Annotated in this window: 14 protein-coding genes; all 14 read right to left on the bottom strand. The window is 73.7% G+C overall.

The features are described from left to right. Positions 1-2: 2 nt before the first annotated feature. The 14 genes from ACH4D5_RS36730 to ACH4D5_RS36665 are packed head-to-tail and all read right to left on the bottom strand — an operon-like array spanning position 3 to position 18,609. Positions 3-938 carry a sugar nucleotide-binding protein gene (locus ACH4D5_RS36730; protein ID WP_398311866.1) on the bottom strand — a complete coding sequence of 312 codons (936 nt, stop codon included), beginning with the start codon at positions 936-938 and terminating at the stop codon, positions 3-5. Next, the gene (locus ACH4D5_RS36725) at positions 935-2,005 is read right to left on the bottom strand and encodes an ROK family protein (RefSeq protein ID WP_398311863.1); all 1,071 of its coding nucleotides are present in this window, start codon (positions 2,003-2,005) and stop codon (positions 935-937) included. The genes ACH4D5_RS36730 and ACH4D5_RS36725 overlap by 4 nt, the downstream gene beginning before the upstream one ends. Further along, complete coding sequence (locus tag ACH4D5_RS36720) at positions 1,986-2,363, bottom strand: cupin domain-containing protein (protein WP_398311860.1); 378 nt, start codon at positions 2,361-2,363, stop codon at positions 1,986-1,988. Before ACH4D5_RS36720 ends, ACH4D5_RS36725 begins: the two co-directional genes overlap by 20 nt. Beyond that, positions 2,356-3,594 carry a sedoheptulose 7-phosphate cyclase gene (locus tag ACH4D5_RS36715; RefSeq protein WP_398311857.1) on the bottom strand — a complete coding sequence of 413 codons (1,239 nt, stop codon included), beginning with the start codon at positions 3,592-3,594 and terminating at the stop codon, positions 2,356-2,358. The genes ACH4D5_RS36720 and ACH4D5_RS36715 overlap by 8 nt, the downstream gene beginning before the upstream one ends. After that, entirely contained in the window at positions 3,572-5,797 is a 2,226-nt protein-coding gene (malQ, locus tag ACH4D5_RS36710; RefSeq protein WP_398311855.1) for a 4-alpha-glucanotransferase, read from the bottom strand. Before malQ ends, ACH4D5_RS36715 begins: the two co-directional genes overlap by 23 nt. After that, entirely contained in the window at positions 5,794-8,907 is a 3,114-nt protein-coding gene (locus ACH4D5_RS36705) for an HAD hydrolase family protein (protein WP_398311853.1), read from the bottom strand. Before ACH4D5_RS36705 ends, malQ begins: the two co-directional genes overlap by 4 nt. A 14-nt stretch (positions 8,908-8,921) precedes the next feature. After that, complete coding sequence (locus ACH4D5_RS36700) at positions 8,922-9,881, bottom strand: carbohydrate kinase family protein (protein WP_398311851.1); 960 nt, start codon at positions 9,879-9,881, stop codon at positions 8,922-8,924. Next, positions 9,878-11,059, bottom strand: a complete 1,182-nt coding sequence (locus tag ACH4D5_RS36695) for a sugar phosphate nucleotidyltransferase (protein WP_398311848.1) — start codon at positions 11,057-11,059, stop codon at positions 9,878-9,880. Before ACH4D5_RS36695 ends, ACH4D5_RS36700 begins: the two co-directional genes overlap by 4 nt. After that, the gene (locus tag ACH4D5_RS36690) at positions 11,052-13,205 is read right to left on the bottom strand and encodes a glycosyltransferase (RefSeq protein ID WP_398311845.1); all 2,154 of its coding nucleotides are present in this window, start codon (positions 13,203-13,205) and stop codon (positions 11,052-11,054) included. Before ACH4D5_RS36690 ends, ACH4D5_RS36695 begins: the two co-directional genes overlap by 8 nt. Continuing rightward, positions 13,202-14,653, bottom strand: a complete 1,452-nt coding sequence (locus tag ACH4D5_RS36685; RefSeq protein ID WP_398311843.1) for a hypothetical protein — start codon at positions 14,651-14,653, stop codon at positions 13,202-13,204. The genes ACH4D5_RS36690 and ACH4D5_RS36685 overlap by 4 nt, the downstream gene beginning before the upstream one ends. 5 nt (positions 14,654-14,658) lie before the next feature. Continuing rightward, positions 14,659-15,471 carry an ABC transporter permease gene (locus tag ACH4D5_RS36680; RefSeq protein WP_398311840.1) on the bottom strand — a complete coding sequence of 271 codons (813 nt, stop codon included), beginning with the start codon at positions 15,469-15,471 and terminating at the stop codon, positions 14,659-14,661. Then, positions 15,468-16,280, bottom strand: a complete 813-nt coding sequence (locus ACH4D5_RS36675; protein ID WP_398311837.1) for an ABC transporter permease — start codon at positions 16,278-16,280, stop codon at positions 15,468-15,470. Before ACH4D5_RS36675 ends, ACH4D5_RS36680 begins: the two co-directional genes overlap by 4 nt. Further along, positions 16,277-17,308 (bottom strand): ATP-binding cassette domain-containing protein, encoded by a 1,032-nt coding sequence (locus ACH4D5_RS36670; protein ID WP_398311834.1) that lies wholly within the window; start codon positions 17,306-17,308, stop codon positions 16,277-16,279. Before ACH4D5_RS36670 ends, ACH4D5_RS36675 begins: the two co-directional genes overlap by 4 nt. After that, complete coding sequence (locus ACH4D5_RS36665) at positions 17,305-18,609, bottom strand: aspartate aminotransferase family protein (RefSeq protein ID WP_398311832.1); 1,305 nt, start codon at positions 18,607-18,609, stop codon at positions 17,305-17,307. Before ACH4D5_RS36665 ends, ACH4D5_RS36670 begins: the two co-directional genes overlap by 4 nt. Positions 18,610-18,753: the final 144 nt, after the last annotated feature.

Raw genomic sequence — 18,753 nt, 5'->3', positions numbered from 1 at the left:
TCCTAGGACAGGAACGCGGCCGCCAGGTCGCGCGCGCCGTCCCGTACCCCGCGTACGGAGACGGCGCGCGTGGCCGGCAGGGTCGGCAGCAACTCGCTGACCAGACAGGCGTTCTCGGGCCGTGACGCGTAGCGGCTGCGGGCCTTCGGGACCGGCACTACGAGGCCGGCCGGGGCGTTCAGGGACTCCGCGATGACCGCGGCCCACTCGGCGCGGGTGATCCGGTCGGGGCCGCCCAGGTGCAGGACAGGGGGGAGCGGGTCCGTGCCGGTCAGGAGCGCGGCCACGGTGTCGGCCACGTCGTCCACGTGGACCGGCGTGGTCCAGTGGTCGTCGGGCGCCTCGACCGGCGCGCCGGCGGTCAGCCGGTGGGCGCAGGCGGCGAAGAAGTTGAGCCACTTGTCCGCGTCCACGGGCTCGTGGCCGTAGACGAGGCTGACCCGCAGGCAGACGGCCCGCTCGGCCCGGGCGAGCAGCAGCTGCTCGGCGCGGCGCTTGGCGCGTCCGTAGGCGTTGGCGGGCGAGACCGGGGTGCGCTCCGTGTTGTGCCACGCGTGACCGTCGAAGACGTTGTCCGTCGAGATCATGAGGAGCCGCGAAGTGCCGCACAGTGCAGCGAAGTTGGCCGCCACCGCGGCGTGCGCTGCGGCCGCCTCCTCGGGGTGTGCCTCGCACCAGGTGACGTCGGAGGGGCCGTGCACCAGGACGATCCGCTCCGGCCGCAGCCGTGACACGAGACGGCCGCAGGCCGCGCTGTCCGTGGCGTCGAGCGCGGACCAGCGCGCCCCGTACTCCTCGGGGGGCCGGGCGGGACGCCCGCGCGAGACGAGGGTCACCGTGTCACCGGCCCGCGCGAGCCGCCGGGCGATGCCGGTGCCGACGAAGCCGCTGCCGACGACGAGGGTGCGGGCGCGGCCGGGGACGCGGGGCGCCATCATCGGGCGTCCTGCCCGTACGGACCGCCCGCGGCCGCGGTCCGGCTCGACAGGAGGCGGCCGACGCCGAGCAGCCCGTGGTCGTCGTCGGGGGCGCCGAGGGACACCAGGGCGTCGACGCGGTCCGCCGTGAGGCCGAAGCAGCCCTGGCGCGCCAACTCCTCGACCAGCAACGCCCGGTAGCGCTCGCCGACCCCCAGCGCGAAGCCGCCCATCACGATGAAGCGGCGGACGCCGATCGAGGTGAAGACGGCCGTAACCGCCTGGGCGAGCGGCACGAGCGTGCCCCGGAGCACTTCCGTGGCGAACGGGTCGCCCTCCCCGACCGCCTTGGCGACGGCCGGATTCCCGATCGTGTCGGGATGGCCCCCGCAGAGCGCGGCGAGGCGGGACGCGGCGAAGCCCGCCGGGTCGGCGGCCGCGGCGCGCCGGGCCGCCGCGAGCACACCGCGCCCGGAGGCGACGGCGCCGAGGTGGCCGCGGCCACCGCAGTCGCACAGCGGCGCGTCGGGCGCGGGATCGCAGACCCAGTGGCCGAGTTCACCGCCGTGACCCGCCGGGTCGACGAGCACGTCGCCGCCGAGGAAGACCTTGTTGCCGATGCCGGAGCTGACGGTGAGGAGACAGAACGGCTCGGTCTCCGTGGCTGCGTACCGCCAGGCCGCAGCCGTGAGGTCGTTGACGACGGTCACGGGCGCGCCGAGCCGCTCGCTCAACAGCCCGCCGAGAGGCAGCGGTTCACCGCGCCGCCCCCACACGGTCGGGGCGGCCACGACCAGCCCTCCCGCCGTGACCGGGCCGGCGAAGGCGACGCCGACCGCGCGCGGCACCGCACCGGCCCCGTGCCGGTCGACCTCGCGCACGATCTGCTCCACCACCCGCTCCTGCAGCACGGGCACGCCGTCGTCCGGGTGGAGCGCCATGCCCTCGACCGGGACCCGGCGCACCCCCGAGAGCCGGCCGGTGGCGGGCGAGTAACTCCCCACCCGCAGCGTGGTTCCGCCCACATCGAGCACGGTGAAGGGGCGGTCGGCCACGGTGGAGGGGCGGTCAGCCGCCGTCGTGGTCACGGAGTTCCTCCTCGAAGACCAGCAGATGCAGATCGGTGTCGGCGCTGTCGTTGCGCAGGCCGTGCTCACCGTGGGGCCGGTTGACGACGACGTCTCCCGCGCCCACCCGGAACTCCTCGCCGTCCAGGAACATCAGCCCGCTCCCGGCGAGCACGATGTACGTCTCGCGGTCCGCGCCGTGCCGGTGCCTGCCGATGGAGGTGCCGGGCGGCAGAACCGCCAGATCGATGAACTCGGCGCCGGGCCCGCCCGCTTCGCGGGCGAAGACGCGATGCGCGAGGATGGTGCCGGTGCCGCCGTGGTCGTGCTCCTTGGCGGTCAGCAGGTCGCGTACGTTGCGGGTGCGGGCCTCAGCCATCGCGCCGCACCTCCCGCGTCGACCGCGTCGCCCGTGCCGCGAGGGCGTCCAGGGCGGCCCGCAGTGTGCCCGCCGGGACGTCCTCAAGCTCGTCGACGAAGGCCGCCTTGCCGAGGGCCGTCGGCACGACCAGGTGCAGCTTGCGGCCCCGGCGCTGCCAGGACGCGCGCAGGGCCTGTGTCATCAGTCCGGGCGTGCAGGTTTCCGGGTCGTACACCGGTAGCCCGATCCGTTCGAGCAGGGCCACGATCCGCTCGCAGGTCTCCGCGTCGGTGAGCCCGAGCAGCCGCGCGAGGTGCGCGGAGAGCGCCATGTCGACGGCCACCGCCTCGCCGTGGGCAAGCCGGTGGCCGCCCGCCGTCTCGATCACCGGGCTGAAGGTGTGGCCGAAGTCGACGAGGCGGGCGAGGTCGTGCTCGCGCAGGTTCGGGCACAGCTCCTCCATCATGAGCCGCATGGAGGTACGGATGATGTACGTCTCCACATCGCCGCCACCCGCCCCGGTGCCGCCCGGCCCCGTCCCGTCCGCCCGCGCGCCGGGCCGGGTGCGCAGGAAGGCGTCCGGATGGCGCTCCAGGGTCCGGAACAGCTCGCCGTCGAGGATCACCGCCATCTTCACGATCTCTGCGAGGCCGCAGCGGATCTCGCGGGCGGGCAGGGTGTCGAGGAGCGCGGGGTCGTTCAGGGAGGCGTGGGCGGGGTGGTAGGCGCCGAACATGTTCTTGGTGTGCAGGGCGTTGACGCCGGTCTTGACCCCGACGCCGACGTCCACCTGGCCCACCAGGCTGGTGTTGACCTTGATGTAGCGGATGCCGCGGGCGTACATGGACGCGGCGAAGCCGACGATGTCCGCGACGATGCCGCCGCCCACCGCGAGCATCACGCCGTGCCGGTCGAGGCCCGCCGCCTTGGCCGTCGCGCAGACCTCCTCGACCGATGTGAGCGACTTGTTCCGCTCTCCGGTGGCGATGGTGTGCACGCTCCAGCTGCCCGGCTCCAGACGGGCTTCGAGGTATCCGCGCAGTCGCTCGCCGTGCAGTCGGTCCACCGTGGGGCCGATGAAGGCCACCACGCGGCGGCCCGCGACGTACTCCGCGAGCAGCGGATTGTCCGGGGAGAAGACCCCGCCTGTGACGTCGACGCGGTAGCCGGTGCCGTCCGGTGCGAGCAGGTCGAAGCCCCCGGGGTCCTCGCGGACCCCCTCGGCCTCAGCAAGAACCTGGCCTGCCATGTCTCTCCTCGGTTTCGTTCGCGTTCGCGTTCTCTGTGGTGTCGTCCGGTGCGCGGTCGGTGTCGTGGGGGTCGTGCGGGCTCTCCTCCTCCAGGTCCGCGAAGACGTCCGCCAGGGTCCGCAGGAGCGCGGTCCTGGGCAGCTCCTCCAGCGGGACCGGGCGCCCCCGCGCATCCGCCACCGGCAGCCGCCAGTTGGGGTGCACCGTCGCGGTGCCCGGCAGGTTCTGCGGGCGGCGGTCACCCGTCGCGTCCGGCAGCCACACGCCGAGCATCCGGGCCGGCGTGAGCCGCAGGAACCGGTGCAGGGCGGCGACCTCGCCGCCCGGGTCGGGCAGCAGCCCGAGCCGGGCCAGCTCGGCGAGCCAGCCGTCGCGCTCGGCGGCGGCCGCGGCCTTCTCCGCCGCCTCCGGCCTGGTCAGCAGCCCGAGCCGGGCCCGGAGCTCCACGTGTTCGCCGGAGAGCCAGGCCGCCGTCGTGGGCAGGTCGTGGGTGGTGAGCGTGGCCAGACAGTCCGCGCGCCACTGGTCGGGCGGCAGCGGTCCGTGCCGGCCCGTGGAGCCGCCCAGGTACTCGAAGCGCTGCACGGAGGTGCCGAGCATGCCGCGCGCGGCGAGCTCCTCGCGCATGCCGTCCTCGACGGTGCCGAGATCCTCGCCGATCACGCCCGCGCCCGCCCGGTACGCCTCAAGGGCGAGGACGCCGAGCATGGCGTCCCGGTCGTACCCGACGTACGTGCCCTCCGTCGGCGGGCGCCCCTCGGGCACCCACCACAGCCGGGAAAGCCCCATCACGTGGTCGACCCGCAGGGCGCCGGCGTGCCGCAGACCCGCGCGCAGCAGCTCGGCGAAGGGCCGGTAGCCCTCGGCGGCCAGGGCGTCAGGACGCCAGGGCGGCTGGCCCCAGTCCTGGCCACGCGGATTGAAGTCGTCCGGCGGCGCGCCCACGCTCATGCCGGTGGCGAGACAGCGTTGCAGGGCCCACGCGTCGGCGCCCTCCGGCGCGACGCCGACCGCCAGGTCGTGGACGAGCCCCACCGGCATGCCCGCGCCGACCGCCGCCGCCTGGGCGGCCGCCAGCTGCTCGTCGGTGATCCACGCGAGCCACCGGTGGTGGTCGACGGCCTCGGCGAGCTCCTCCCTGGCCCGCGCCACGGCCGGGGAGCGGGGGTCACGCAGCTCGGCGGGCCAGGAACGCCAGGCGCCGCCGTACACATCGGCGAGCGCGCACCACGTGGCGTGATCGGTGAGCCCCTGCCCCTCGCGCTCGGTGTACGCGGCGAAGGCGGCGGCGCGCCCCGGCGACAACGGGACGTCGTGCACGGCACGCAGCGCCCGGCGCTTGAGATCGAGCACGGCCTCCCGGTCGATAAGCGAACTCCCGCTGAGCACACTGTCGTTGAGCTGCCGGGCCCGCTCGACGAGCCGCTCGACGGCGGGGCGCGCCGAGGCGTCGAGATACGCGTACTCGGGCACCGCCTCCACGCGGACGTGCATCGGGTCGGCGAACCGGCGCGAACTCGGCCGGTACGGGGAGGGGTCGGGCAGCGCCCCCGGCTCCACGGCGTGCAACGGCCCGAGCTGGACGAAGCCCGCGCCCAGCTCCCGCCCCGACCAGGAGGCGAGCTCCGCCAGATCACCGAGGTCGCCCATGCCCCAGGACCGGCGCGACAGCACGGAGTAGAGCTGCACGAGGAACCCCCACGTGCGGCGCGCAGGAGCGGGCAGGCGCTCGGGCACGGCGAGCAGGGGCGCGCAGGCCTGACGGCCGTCGGGCGTGCGGACGTGGAGGGTGTGGTGGCCGGGCGGGAGGCCGGGGGAGAGGGGGACGGTGCCGCCGTGCTCCAACTGGACGGCGGCGTGGGTGTGTTCGGGGAGGTAGAGCGGTGGAGTGGTGTCGGTCCCACCCGGGTCCTGCGGTCCGCCGCGACGGCCGGCCCGCCGGTCCGAGGCGCCCCGCCCGCCGGATCCGTCTCCTACCGGCACCCTCACCAGCACACACGGCGGCAGCAGCCGCGCCGCCCGCTCACTCCGGTGGGCCTCCAGCGCTGCCCGCGCCGCCCGCTCCGTGCCCGCGTCCACGCCGCACGCCGCGAGCACGGCGACGAGCGTGTCCGGGGTGACGTCGACGCGGTGGCCCCGGTCGGTGGTGTAGGCGGTGGCCACTCCGTGCGCGCGGGCGAGGTCGGACAGGGCGTCCGTCATGACAGGGCCTGCGCTCGGGCGGCGGCGGAGGGCGGGGCGAAGAGGCGTTCCAGGACTGCGGCGACGCCGTCCTCGTCGTTGCTCGGCGCGATCTCGTCGGCCATCGCGCGCAGCTCCGCGTGCGCGTTGGCGACGGCCACCCCGTGGCCGGCCCAGGCGAGGAGGGGAACGTCGTTGGGCATGTCCCCGAACGCGACCGTGTCCGCACCGGTGAACCCCAGGAGTCGCGCCGCCCGCGCGACTCCCGTGCCCTTGGTGATGCCGGGCGGCAGGACCTCCACCATGCCCTTCACGGAGTGGACGACGGTGACCTCGTCGCCGCACAACCCGCGGGCGACGGAAACCAGTTGGTCCTCCGGCACCTCGGGGTGGTGCAGGACGAGCTTGTCGATGGGGCCGGCCCACAGCCGTTCCCGGTCGGCCGTCACGTCCCACCCGTGCCGGACCCGCTCCCCGAACCGTGGAGTCACCTTGAAGCGGCTCTCGGGCGGCGCGGTCACGACCCCGAGCTCCACCGTGCCGAGCACGTCCTCGACCCGTGCGACCACCGACCGGGCCAGCTCCAGATCCAGCTGCGCGGAGTCGAGGAGCCGGTCCGCACCCGCGTCGTACAACTGGGCGCCCTGCCCGCACACCGCGAGGCCCCGGTATCCGAGCTCCGTGAGGAACTGCCGGCAGGCGGCGGCGGGCCGCCCGGTGACCACCAGATGGTGCGCGCCCGCAGCGGCGACCAGTGCGAGGGCCCGCCGCGTGCGGTCCGACACGGACAGGTCACCGCGCAGCAGCGTGCCGTCGAGATCGGTGGCGACGACCCGGTACGGCACCGACACAGGGACCTCGACGACGCGTGCAGTGGCTTCCGCCGTGGCCTCACCCACCGGCCCGACCGCCACCCCGTCGACCGGTATCGCGTCCCACGCGATGCGCCCCGAGCGCAAGGTCACCATGGCGACCAGTTCGTGCCCGACCGGCGGCGCGGTCAGGGTTCCATGGAAGGTGCCGTGCTCCCCGCGCTCCAGGGCCAGGAAACCGGCGCCGCTTCCGGTCGGCACCGCCTCGTCGGAGGTGGCGGCCTCTGCGGGGGACTCCAGGGCGCCGATGGTCCGCGCCGTGCCCGGCGACTCCACCACCACCTCCACGCGCTCCGCCCCGGTGTGGACGTACTCCACACGCCACCCGGCACCGTCACCGGCGGGGGCCGGAGTGAGGCGGCAGCGGGAAGTCAGCCGTGCCGTCCAGTCGGCGCGGCCGGCGAGAGACGCGAGTTCCGCGCAGCGCGCGAAGTCCGCCCGTGCCCAGGCCGCTTCGAAGAGGCGCTCATGGGCGGGGCCGTCCAGCGGGGCGCAGCGGGCGTACGCCGCCGCGTCGCCCCGTTCGGCCGCCGCGCGCGCGATCTCCTCGCGGAACCGCGCGAAGTCCGCGTCGTCCAGCGCGTCGAACCATCCGTACGAGATGGCTTCCTCGGCGGGGAAGGCGAGCCGTTCGCCGCGCAGCACCGTGGCGAACGCCGCGAGTCGGAGCTCCGCGCTCCGCGACCAGGTGAACCGGCGGGCCAGGCCGCAGGAGTTGGCCGAGAGGCGGGCGTAGGTGGCCGGGGCGTCCCGGAAGAGCGCCGCGGCCTCCCGTATGCGTCCGGCCAGTTCACGCGCGAGCAGCGGGTCGTCGTCACGGAACGAGCCGCGCACGGGGAAGCCCGTCGCCTCCGGGTCGGTCAGCGGCCGGGCGTGCCCGAAGTGGCCGGTGACCCGCTGCGCGGTGGCGATGGGCACCGCCCCGCAGGCCATTGCCTCGGCCTGGGCGATGAGGAAGCCGTCCAGCTCGTACTTGGACGGGTAGACGCAGAAGTCGGCGCAGGCGGCCTGCTCGAAGAGGGTGTCCTCGTCGGCGAGCCGCCAGTCCAGGTACACCTGACCGGGGTGCCGGTCGGCGACGCTCTGGAAGTACGCGTTCGCGGCCTTCGGCGCCGGCTCACCGCCGCCGCCCGTCGAGCAGCGGACGACGAAGCTTATCTCCGGGTCGTCGGCGAGGACCTCCTCCATCGCGCGCACCAGCTCCAGCTGGCCCTTGTGGTGCACCGCGTAGCGCGCGGCGTGGAAGAAGACGGGGCGGGCGGGGTCGAGGCCGAGGCCCTTCAGGACCGCGGCACGGTCCACCGCCGCCGGATCCCGCTCCAGCCAGCTGTCCGCGACACCGCAGCCGCCCATCAGGAGCTTGTGCGGGTGCGCGCGGAGCTCGCGGGCCACCGGCAGCGTGGCGAAGAGCGCCTCGAAGGGGGTGCCCTCGAAGGTGCTGCAGTAGGCGCGCTGTCCGGGTGAGACGAAGTCGACGAGGTCCGCGTGGGCGGCCACCAGTGGAAAGACGCCGACGTGGTCGGGCCGGCTCTCCTGGTGCATCCGCGTGCCCGCGAGGGCCCGCGCCATCGTCGCGACGGCACTGTCCTCCGGGGGCGGCGGACCGTCGAGCGCGTCGAGGTCCATGTCCGCCGCTCCGAAGAGCGCCAGCAGCCGCTCCACCTGCGGCCGGTGGACCTGCTGGCCGACCGGCGCGTTGGCCGCGACCGTGCTCACGGTCCGGCGCAGCGGGTCGGCGGCGAGCACCGGTGGCAGGAGGTAGTGGTAGTACGGCTCGAAGCCGTGGACGACCGCGGGCCCGCCGCCGAGCACGTCCGACTCCAGGAAGCGCAGCCCGTCCACCTGGAACACCAGCGGCTTGAAGTACGCCAGGTCCCCGCCCTCCATGCCCGGCGGCGGATACAGCCGGTCGGGCAGCAGGTCCAGGTACGCGTCGGACAGGAAGTAGACGTCCACGCCGTCGAGGCGCAGCCGGTACGCGCGCGTGGTCAGCTCGACGGCGACCTCGGCGGGGTGGTCCGGCCACACCTTGGGGTCGAGGACGAGCGGCACCACGTGGTCCGCGCGATAGTCGAGTTCCTCGATCGGGAACGTCTCGCGTAGCCGGTCGAGGTGCCCGTGGGCCGGGGTGATCACCGAGACGCGGTGGCCGCGTGCGGCGTACTCCCGGGACAGGTTCCAGACCAGTGGCGAGAGCCCGCCCCGCATCAGCCGGTTGTCGAAACCGCCGCACTCGAACGAGAAGTTGATGATGTGCACGTGAGGGGTGCCCTTCACTCGGCGGCCGGGGCGGCCCAGGCGTTCGCTCTCGCTCCGCCGTCCGTCCTCGCGCGCGCACACGCGGCGCGCAGCCCCGGCAGATCGATGAACTCGGTGTGGGTGCCCGCGCTCCCGCAGGCGAACGCCCCCGACACGGACCCGGCGAGCACGCACTCCTCCACCGGCTTCCCTTCGAAGAGGGCGTACAGGAAGGCGGTGACGAAGGCGTCCCCCGCGCCGTTGCTGTCGACCACGGGCCGCTCCGGCCGCACCGCGGGGAAGTGCCGCACCGCCGCGTCGCCGCGCACCAGGACGTGGCAGCCGTCCGCGCCGTCCGTGGCGACGACGAGGCGCGCCCTGCCCTCGTCGACGATCGAGTGCAGCACCTCGTCGACGCGGCCGTGGATCGCGGCGGCGCTGAGGAAGACCTGGTCGGAGGCGAGCGCGTACCCGCGGTGGTGCGGGTTGTGCCCGTCCCAGTCGTGCAGGTCCGTCGAACACGTCAGGCCGAGCCTGCGGATGTCGTCGTACATGTCGCGGTTGATGCCGGTGATGGAGAGGTGGACGTGCCGGGCCCGCTCCAGGTACGGCAGGTAGAAGTCACGGGGCAGCCGCAGGCCGGCGGGGTGGCGGCCGTCGTAGAAGGAGAACCGGCGGCCCTGCGGATCGACCAGGTTGACGCCGCGCGGGGTGCCGTGCGGCGAGACCACATGGCTGAAGTCCAGGCCGCGCGCGGCGTACGCGTCGAGGACGGAGCGTCCCTGCGCGTCGTCCCCGAGGAAGTCGATGAACTTGGTGGCGAGCCCGAGGGCGTGCCAGCCGAGCGCGACCCCGTTGCCGGTGTGCGCCACGTAGTCGTACACGGGCGGTACGAACACCGAGTCGCCGGGCGGCAGCCGGAGTTCCTCGACGCGCACGATGGTGTCCACTCCGGCACCGCCGACCACCAGGACGTCGTACTGCGGCTCGCTCATGCGCGTACTCCTTCTGTCTCCGTCAGAGCCCGGTCCTGCGGCACGGCCGGCGTCACCTGCTGGATCCGCCCGTCCTCCATGAACACCGCCCCGTCGATGTCGGCGCCCGCGGGGACGCGGGCGCCGGGCAGCACCACACTGCGCCGCACCCGCGCGCCCGCGCCGATCCGCACGCCGGGAAAGAGCACGCTCTCCGCCACCCGGCCGTCATTGACCAGGTCCGACGCCACGACCGACGAGCGCACCCCGAAGTCGTCCGCCACCCAGGCGCGCCGCACGCCGGGGGCGACGGTCCACGGCATCCGGTCCACGGGCAGCCCGGCCGTGGGGGAGGCGGCGAGGGCCAGATGCGCGCGGTGGTAGCGCTCGACGGTGCCGATGTCCTCCCAGTGCCCCGCCACCTCGTGGCCGCGGATGTGCTCACCGGCCGCGAGCATCGCCGGAATCACGTCCCTGCTGATGTCGTGCTGCCAGTCGGTGCCGTCCAGCTGCTCCAGGTACCGGCGCAGGATCTTCGCGTCGAAGACGCAGAACGCCGCGAACACCAGGTCGCTGGTGGGCACTTCGGGCTTCTCGACGAACGCGGTGAGCCTGCCCCGCGGATCGAACTCGACCATCCCGAAGAGGTGCACCCAGCGCGGCTCGATGCGCTGGTACGCGAGGGTCAGCGCCGCCCCCGACGCCCGGTGGGCGGCGATCAGCGGCCGGTAGTCGAAGCGGTAGACGTGGTCGGCGTGCAGGACGAGGACGTGCTCGGCGTCGCGTCGGCCACCACCGCCCCCGCCGTCCTCGAAGACGTACCCGCCCTTACGGATCAACGCGTCGGCCGTGCCCCGCTCCAAAGGCCAGGTGCGCGCGGGCAGTTCGTCCGGCAGGTGCGTCCCGGCCGCCGCGTACGCACGGTCGTATGGACCGAAGTGCACCCGGAAGTCCGGCCCCTGGTTCCACACCCGGTGCAGGTCGTCCATCAGCTGCCGCTCCTCGTACTGCGAGAGCAGCAGCACCTCGCCGAGGCCGGAGGCCCGGGCGTTGGCGAGGCTGAAGTCGATGAGGCGGCAGGCCCCGCCGTACGGCACCAGCGGCTTGAGCCGCCCCGCGCCGAGCGGACCCATGCGCCTGCCCTCACCGCCCGCGAGCAGCACCGTGCGGACCGTGTCCGCGACGCTCCGGTCAGCCATGACGCACCTCGTCCCAGGTGACGCGCCCGGAGGACAGCGTCAGGAGCAGCCGGGCGCCCGGCCGGTCGGGTGCCGGCCCAGTGAACTCGCCCGGTGCGATGCGCTCCAGAAGCTGTACGTGGGGGAGGGCGCGGCCCTGCCCACCGGTGCTGGAGGCGTCGGCGGTGTCGGACGGCTCGGCGGGGTCGGAGGGAGTGACCAGCTCGACGCGTTCCGCATGCGGGAGCCGGTAGCGGATCCGCCCGTCGGCGGCGACGGCGAGGCGACCGCGCAGCCGGTCCACGTCCTCCCGCCGCACGGCACCGCTCGGCGCCCGCTTCAGGACCCGCTCGCAGGCGGCGAAGTCGGCGCGTCGCCAGGCGGTGTCGAAGATGCGGCGCGCGGCGTCGGCGTCCAGGGGCGCGTGGCGCTCGTAGACCTCCACGGCGCCGTGCGCGACGGCTGCCTCCCGCACCGCCTCGACCGGCGCTCCCCGCACGGCGTCGAACCAGCCGTGACGCAGGGCGAGTTCGTCGGGCACCTCGGCGGGTTCGCCCCTCCACAGCCGGCCGAAGGCGGCCAGGTGCAGGTCCGCGCAGCGCTCCCAGGTGAAGCCGCGCGCGACGGCGGACGCCCGCGCCGACAGCTCCCGGTAGCGGGCGGGGTCGTCGGACCACAGCGTCACCGCTTCCCGGATGCGATCGGCGAGCGCGTCCGTGAGCAGCGGGTCGTCCTCGGCGAACGACCGGTTCACGGCGAAGCCGGTGCCCGCCTCGGGCCCCTCGGCGTGCCGGAAGTGAGCCATGCCCTCCTGGGCCGTGGCGATGGGCACGGCCCCGCACGCCATCGCCTCGCCCTGGGCGATCAGGAAGGTGTCCATCTCAAACTTGGAGGGGAAGAGGCAGAAGTCCGAGCTCGCCGCGTACGCGAACACCCGGCGCTCGTCGACCCGCTCCCACTCCAGGTGCAGCCGGCCCGCGTGCCGCCGTGCCACCTCGTGGAAGAAGGGGTCGTCGATGCCCTCACCGGCGATGCAGCGCAGCACGAAGTTGGCGGCCAGGCCCTCGCTCAGGACCCGGTCCACCGCCCGCACCAGCTCCACCTGGCCCTTGTGGTGGACCGCGTAGCGCGCGTTGTGGAAGAAGGTGGGCAGGGCCGGGTCGAGGCCGAGGCCGCCGAGGACGGCCGCGCGGTCGACGCCGGCCGGGTCCATCGCGAGCCACTCGTCGGAGATCGCGCAGCCCCCCACGAACATCTTGTGGGCGTTGCGCCGCACGACGTCGGCCATCGGGAGCCGCTCGAAGAGCTCGGCGAACGGGGTGTCGCGGAACGAGGCGTAGAAGTCCAGCTGCCCGGGGGAGAGGAAGTCGATCAGATCGGCGTGTTCGGCGGTGAGTTCGTAGAGGGCGACGTGGTCGGGCGGGTAGGTGTAGTGGAGGTGGGTGAGCTGCTGGTACTGCACGATGGCCGCGGGGGCCGCGTGCTCGTCCCGCTCCGCCGGCGCCGGCAAGGCGGCCTTGGCGCCGAGGAGTTCGAGGAGGCGCCGCACCTCGGGCCCGTACACCTTCTTGGCGATGGGCATGTTGCTCTGCACGGTGCTGACGACCAGTTTCGTCGGGTCGTCGCGGAGCGCCGCGGGCAGCAGGTAGTGGTAGTACGGCTCATGTGCGTGCACCACGGCCCGTTCCTCACCGAACCAGCGGCGCAGGAACCGGACGCTGTCGGCCTGGAAGACGAGCGGCTTGAAGAAGACCAGGTCACGGCCCTTCGTGGAGTACGGCGGATAGAAGGTGACGGGCAGCCGGTCGAGATAGTCGTTGGAGAGGAAGTACAGGTCGACGCCTTCGAGCCGGATGCGGTGCGCGGTCGTACGCAGCCCGAGCGCCGCCTCGGCGGGAAAGCCCTGCCACACCCGCGGGTCCAGGACGAGCGGGAGCGTGTACGTGTCCTCGTACGGCAGGTCCTCCACGTCGTAGCGCGAGCGCAGGTCGTCGAGCCTGCCGTGCGCGGGCGTGACGATCGAGACGCGGTGGCCGCGCGCGGCGAAGGCCCGGGAGAGGTTCCACAGGTACACCGAGGTGCCGCCCTGCAAGAAGGTGTGGTCGAAGCCGCAGCACTCGAAGTAGGTCTCGATGATGTGCATACGGGGGGTGTGCGGGGTCGTCACGGCCTCACGTCCTCGTGGTTGGGGCTGCCCAGGCGCAGCGCGTGGCGCAGGTCGATCGCGGCGTGGTAGGGGCGCGCGTGGGCGTGGTTGTAGGCGAGTTCGTGGAGCAGCCTGCGCAGGTAGAGCAGCCGCCACAGCGGATCGTCGGCGGCGGGCCCGAGGAGCAGCTCCTGCACGCGGTCCCGCCAGCTGTCCGCCACCGCGAACACCTGGCTCAGGATGCCTTGCCGGTCCTCGGGAAGGTCCGCCGCGCCGTCCAGCGCACCGAACATGGCCTCCAGCGAGTCCACGCCAAGGCGCCCAGCCACCTCGAACGCCGCCTCGTCCGCCGCGAAGTACTCCAGGCCCCGCCGCAGGGCGACCACGTCCTCCAGCGGCGACTGCGCGGCCCAGCCCGGCGCGGTCGGGGCCGTGCTCGGCGTCGACAGGTCGATCAGGGCGAGCGGGCGCCACAGCAGATGCGACAGGTGCAGGTCGCCGTGGCAGGGGCCGCCCCTCCAGGACACGCCCGGCCGGGTCGTCGCCCGGCGCAGCGCCGCGACTTCACCGTCCAGGGCACGGAACGCGTCCCGCACGGCCCGCGCGGGCAGCGCCGGGTCGGCGGTGGTGCGGCCGTGCAGCTCGGCGAGCCTGTCCTCGGCCCGCGCCAGTTGTTCGCCCACCGGATAGGCGGGCTGCGGTGTGCCGTCGCCGAGCCGTTCCGCCAGATCCCCGTGGAAGCCGCGCAGAAAACGCCCCGCCTCCCGCAACGGCCGCTCCAGCGGGCGGAGATGGCGGCGCGCCACCTCGTCCGGCGTCCCCTTCTCCAGGAGCCGGGGCAGCGCGGGCCACAGCGCCCTGATGTTCTGCCGCAGCGGTACGTCGATGCCCTCGCCCGGCGCGTAGCGGTAGACGACGCCCAGCGGATGGCGGGTCCCGGACGCGGGGTCGGTGTACGCGTAGTCGCCCGCCCACTCCGGTGTGCGCCCGGTGCCGTTCATCAGCCGCAGCAGGTCGGGCTCCCGCACGCTCTCGTCGAGGCAGCGGTACGTCTTGTGGATGTGCGCGACGCCGCCGACCTCCATCAGCGACAGGGCGTTGGACGACCAGCCCTGCTCGAAGGAGAGCCGCCGCACCTCGCGCGAGGCGCCGGGCCCGCCGGCCGCGCTCCGGAACTCCACCGTGCCGCCGCGCGCCGTGTGCAGCAGGCCGCCGGACAGTGTTCTGAGCACCGCGGTCCGGTGGAACTCCTCGCTCGCGTGGGCCTCCTGGAGGCCGCCGCGGACGGCCACCGGCACGAAGAACCGCCGGCCCGCCGCGGGCCCGCCGACCGCCGCCACGACGAGCAGCAGCGCGGCGGAGCCGAGCACGGCGTGGTCGACCCGCTCGTACCGGTCGGCCTTCCGCCCGTCCTCGGACATCCAGGATGCCGTGCGCAGCAGCGCGTCCAGCTCCTCGTCCCGGATCAATGACCTCAACTCCCTGTCATCTCGTACGCGTTGACGCCGCGCCGCCACACGGCCAGGGCGAGCAGCAGAGACAGGGCCGTCACCACGGGCAGCCACCCGAGCAGCCCCGTCCCGCCGGACAGCAGATAGACGCACGGGACGTACGAGGTGAAGGCGAACGGCAGCACCCACGTCAGCAGCGCCCGCAGCGACGAGTGGTAGATGTCGACGGGGTACGCGGCGAACTCCGACACCTGGCTCGCCGCGTACATCGCGGGCAGGCTCGTCACCGTCCAGAACGACAGGGACGCGAAGAACAGCTTCACCGCCGTGTGGATCAGCGCCCCGCAGAGCACGAGCAGCGGAGCGAGCGCCCACTGGACCGCCGTGAGGTCCAGGTCGAGCGAGGCGCCCGCGTACGTCACGAGGACCGCGCCCACCACCAGCTCACCGACCGCGTCGGGGTGGAAGAAGCGCTCGGAGAGCAGCGAGAAGAGCGGGTTCACCGGACGGATCAGATAGCGGTAGAACTCGCCGCGCTGCACCAGCTTGCGGCCCAGCTCCCACAGCTGGTCGGTGAAGAGGTGGTCGAGGCCGCGCGGCAGCAGGGAGAAGCCGAGCAGGAACAGCACCTCGTGGTACGACCAGCCGCCCACCGCCGGCACCTGCCGGAAGACCAGGCCCACCACCGCCGTCTGGATGCCGACCCGCACCAGGAACGCCCCGGCGCCGAGCGCGAAGTCGAGGCGGTAGGCGGCCAGCCGGTGCAGGCCGACCCCGCCGAGGAACCAGGAGAGCCGGACGTACCACAGGGCCGTGCCGAGGCGTGTGCGCGTCATCCGCCGAGCACCTCCAGACGGCCGAGCGCGGCCCGCCACAGCACGGCGCACAGGACGGTGAGGCCGACGACCCAGCCCGCCTGCTGGGCGAGCACGGAGACGGCCCCGCCCACTCCCTCGTACCGTCCGAGGAGGAGCGTGAGCGGACCGTCGACCATGCCCCTGAACGGCAGCGCGTGCGCGACGGCGGCGAGCGGCCCCGGCATCAGCGCGATCGGCACCAGCTGCCCGGCGAAGAAGGCGACGACGCTCTGCTTCACCATCCGTACCCCCCACGTGTTCGTGGTGAGGAAGCCGGTCATGCCGGTCAGCAGATTCACGCAGAACGCGATGAGCACCGACAGGGCGGTCGACACGGCGAACAGCAGGGCGTCGCCGGGCCGGGGCGCGGCCAACGGCACCAGGAAGGAGAAGAGCAGCAGCACCGGCACGCCGACCAGGACGGCGTTGGCCGCGACCACCGGCAGACACGCGAAGAGCCGCACCAGCGGATAGCTGACCGGCCGCACCAGCATCACCGCGACGTCCCCGCGGTAGACCTCGGCGGCCACCTCGTCGTCGACCCGGTTGGCGTGCAGGACCTGAAGCACCTGTGCCACCAGCAGATACGTGGTGATGCTCGCCGGCGTGAAGCCGCCGGGGCCCCCGCCGTCCGGGGAGCCCGCGTACACCGCGCGCCACAGGAAGACGGTCACCGCGGCGCCCGCGGCGGCGGTGACGCCCGTGACGACGAACATCGAGCGGTACTGGAGCAGCGACTGGAGGCCGCCGGTGGCGAAGGGGACGTAGCGCCGCACGCGGGTGTTCATGGGCGGCCACCGTCGGCGCCGACCGGCGAGGGCCGCGGCGCCCGGCCGTAGATCTGCCGCAGCACCTCCTCCAGGTCCGGCTCCGGCGCATAGCAGTCGGTGAGGTCGAAGTGGTCCAGGAGGAAGGCGAGCACCTGCCGGGAGGTGAAGAGGTCCGCCGGATAGTCGACCCGGATCCGGCCGCCGTCGCCGACGGCCGCCCGCACGCCGGGCAGGCCCCGCTCGATCCGGTCGAGGGCGTCGCGCGGCGGGAGGCCGCCCCGATGGTCGAAGGCGACCGAGCGCCGGTCGGCCGTGCGCAGCAGGTCCTGGAGGGTGCCCTGGTGGACGACCCGGCCGTGGTCGACGACCAGGGCGCTGTCGCAGATCGCGGCGATGTCGGCGATGTCGTGGCTGGTGAGCACCACGGTGGTGCCGAGCTCCCGGTGCGCGCGGTTGACGAGGTCCCGCACGGCCTCCTTGAGGACCATGTCGAGGCCGATGGTCGGCTCGTCCCAGAAGACGACCGCCGGGTCGTGCAGCAGGCTCGCCGCGATCTCGGCGCGCATCCGCTGGCCGAGGCTCAGCTGCCGTACGGGTGTGGTGCCGAGGGCGTCGATGTCGAGCAGGTCGCGGTAGAGCGCGAGGTTGCGGTGGTAGACCGGGTCCGGGATGTCGTAGACGCGGCGCAGGATGCGGAAGGAGTCCGGCACCGACAGGTCCCACCACAGCTGGCTGCGCTGGCCGAAGACGACGCCGATGGAGCGGGCGTTCCGCCGCCGCTCGCGGTAGGGCTCGACGCCGGCGACCAGGCAGCGCCCCGAGGTCGGCGTCATAATGCCGGTGAGCATCTTGATGGTGGTGGACTTCCCCGCTCCGTTGGCGCCGATGTACGCGGTCTTCGACCCGGCGGGGATCTCGAAGGAGACGCCGTCCACGGCACGCACGGTGCGGTACTCGCGGGTCAGGAGGGTGGCGAGGCTGCCGAGCAGGCCCGGCCTGCGCTCGGCGATACGGAACTCCTTGGTGAGGTTCTCCGCGACGATCACGTCACCACCTGCTCGCAGGCCCGCTCGACGGCCAGCTCCAACAGCGCCACGCCTTCCTCGAGTTGTGCTTCGTCGAGCGTGAACGGCGGGGCGAGCCGGATGATGTGGCCGCCGAGAGCCGTGCGCAGCCCGAGGTCGAGAGCGGCGTTGTGGACGGCGCGGGCGAGATCCGGCGCGGGGGTGCGGCTCTCCCGGTCGGTGACGAACTCCAGGCCGTACAGGAGCCCGACACCGCGTACGTCACCGAGCTGGTCGAACCGGGCACGCAGGGCCGCGAGCCGGTCACCGAGCAACTCGCCCAGCGCGGCGGCGCGTTCGGCCAGGCCCTCGCGCTCGATGACGCGGAGCGTGGCGTGGGCCGCGGCGATGCCGAGCGGGTTGCTCGCGTACGTGGACGCGTACGAACCTGCCGTGGCGGCCTCGGGGGAGCGCAGCAGCTCCGGGCGCCCGGCGAGCACCGCGAAGGGGAAGCCGTTCGCCATGCCTTTGGAGAGCACCACCAGATCCGGTTCCACGCCGAGGAGTTCGCAGGCCAGGAAGGCACCCGTGCGACCGCCGCCGGTCAGCACCTCGTCGGCGACGAGCAGCACGCCGTTCGCCCGGCAGGCCTCGGCGATCCGCTCCCAGTAACCGGGCGGCGGCACGACGACGCCCGCCGCGCCCTGCACCGGTTCGAAGACCAGCGCGGCGACGTTCGGCTTCTCGGCGATGTGCTTGCGCACCAGTGAGGCGCACCGCAGCTCACAGCTCGGATACGTCAGCTCCAGCGGGCAGCGGTAGCAGTCGGGCGCGTAGCCGAGGACGCTGTTCCCGGCGAAGGCCTGGTGGCCGATGTCCCAGTGGACGAGCATCCGGGCGCCCATCGTCTTGCCGTGGAAGCCGTGGCGCAGCGCGCCGATCCGGTTGCGCCCGGCGGGGGCGGTCGCCTGCACCACGCGCAGGGCCGCCTCGACGGCCTCGGCGCCGGTGGAGAAGAACGCGAACGTCGACAGGTGGTCGGGCAGGAGCCGCGCGAGCAGGTCGAGGAGGTCGGCCCGCTCGGGTGTGGCTGCGTCGTGCACGTTCCACAGCCGCCCGGCCTGTGCGGTCAGGGCCTCGACGACCTCTGGGTGGCAGTGGCCGAGCGACTGCGTGAGGGTGCCGGCCGCGAAGTCCAGGTACTGGTTGCCGTCGAGGTCGGTCAGGAGCGCGCCCGCCCCCTCGGCGAAGACGCGCTGCCCGGCGGCGGTCTCCTCCGACGCGCCGGGCGCGAGGTGCCGGGCCTCCCGGTCGAGCCGGGCGCGTTGCCGGTGACCTGTCACTGCTGCCCCCAGTCGGTGTGTGTGGTGCCGCTGAACTGCCCGGTTCGGCACCGAAGTTGAGCGGCGGGACCGGCGATGCGCACCGAGTCAAACAAAGCCGTCACGGCCTTGGCAAGAGATTGCTGAAACTTTCAGCTGGCTCTT

The sequence above is a fragment of the Streptomyces sp. NPDC018029 genome (assembly GCF_044327655.1).
Taxonomy (GTDB): domain Bacteria; phylum Actinomycetota; class Actinomycetes; order Streptomycetales; family Streptomycetaceae; genus Streptomyces.
Note: the sequence above shows the minus strand (reverse complement) of the source record. Positions and strands in the feature narration are given on the sequence as shown.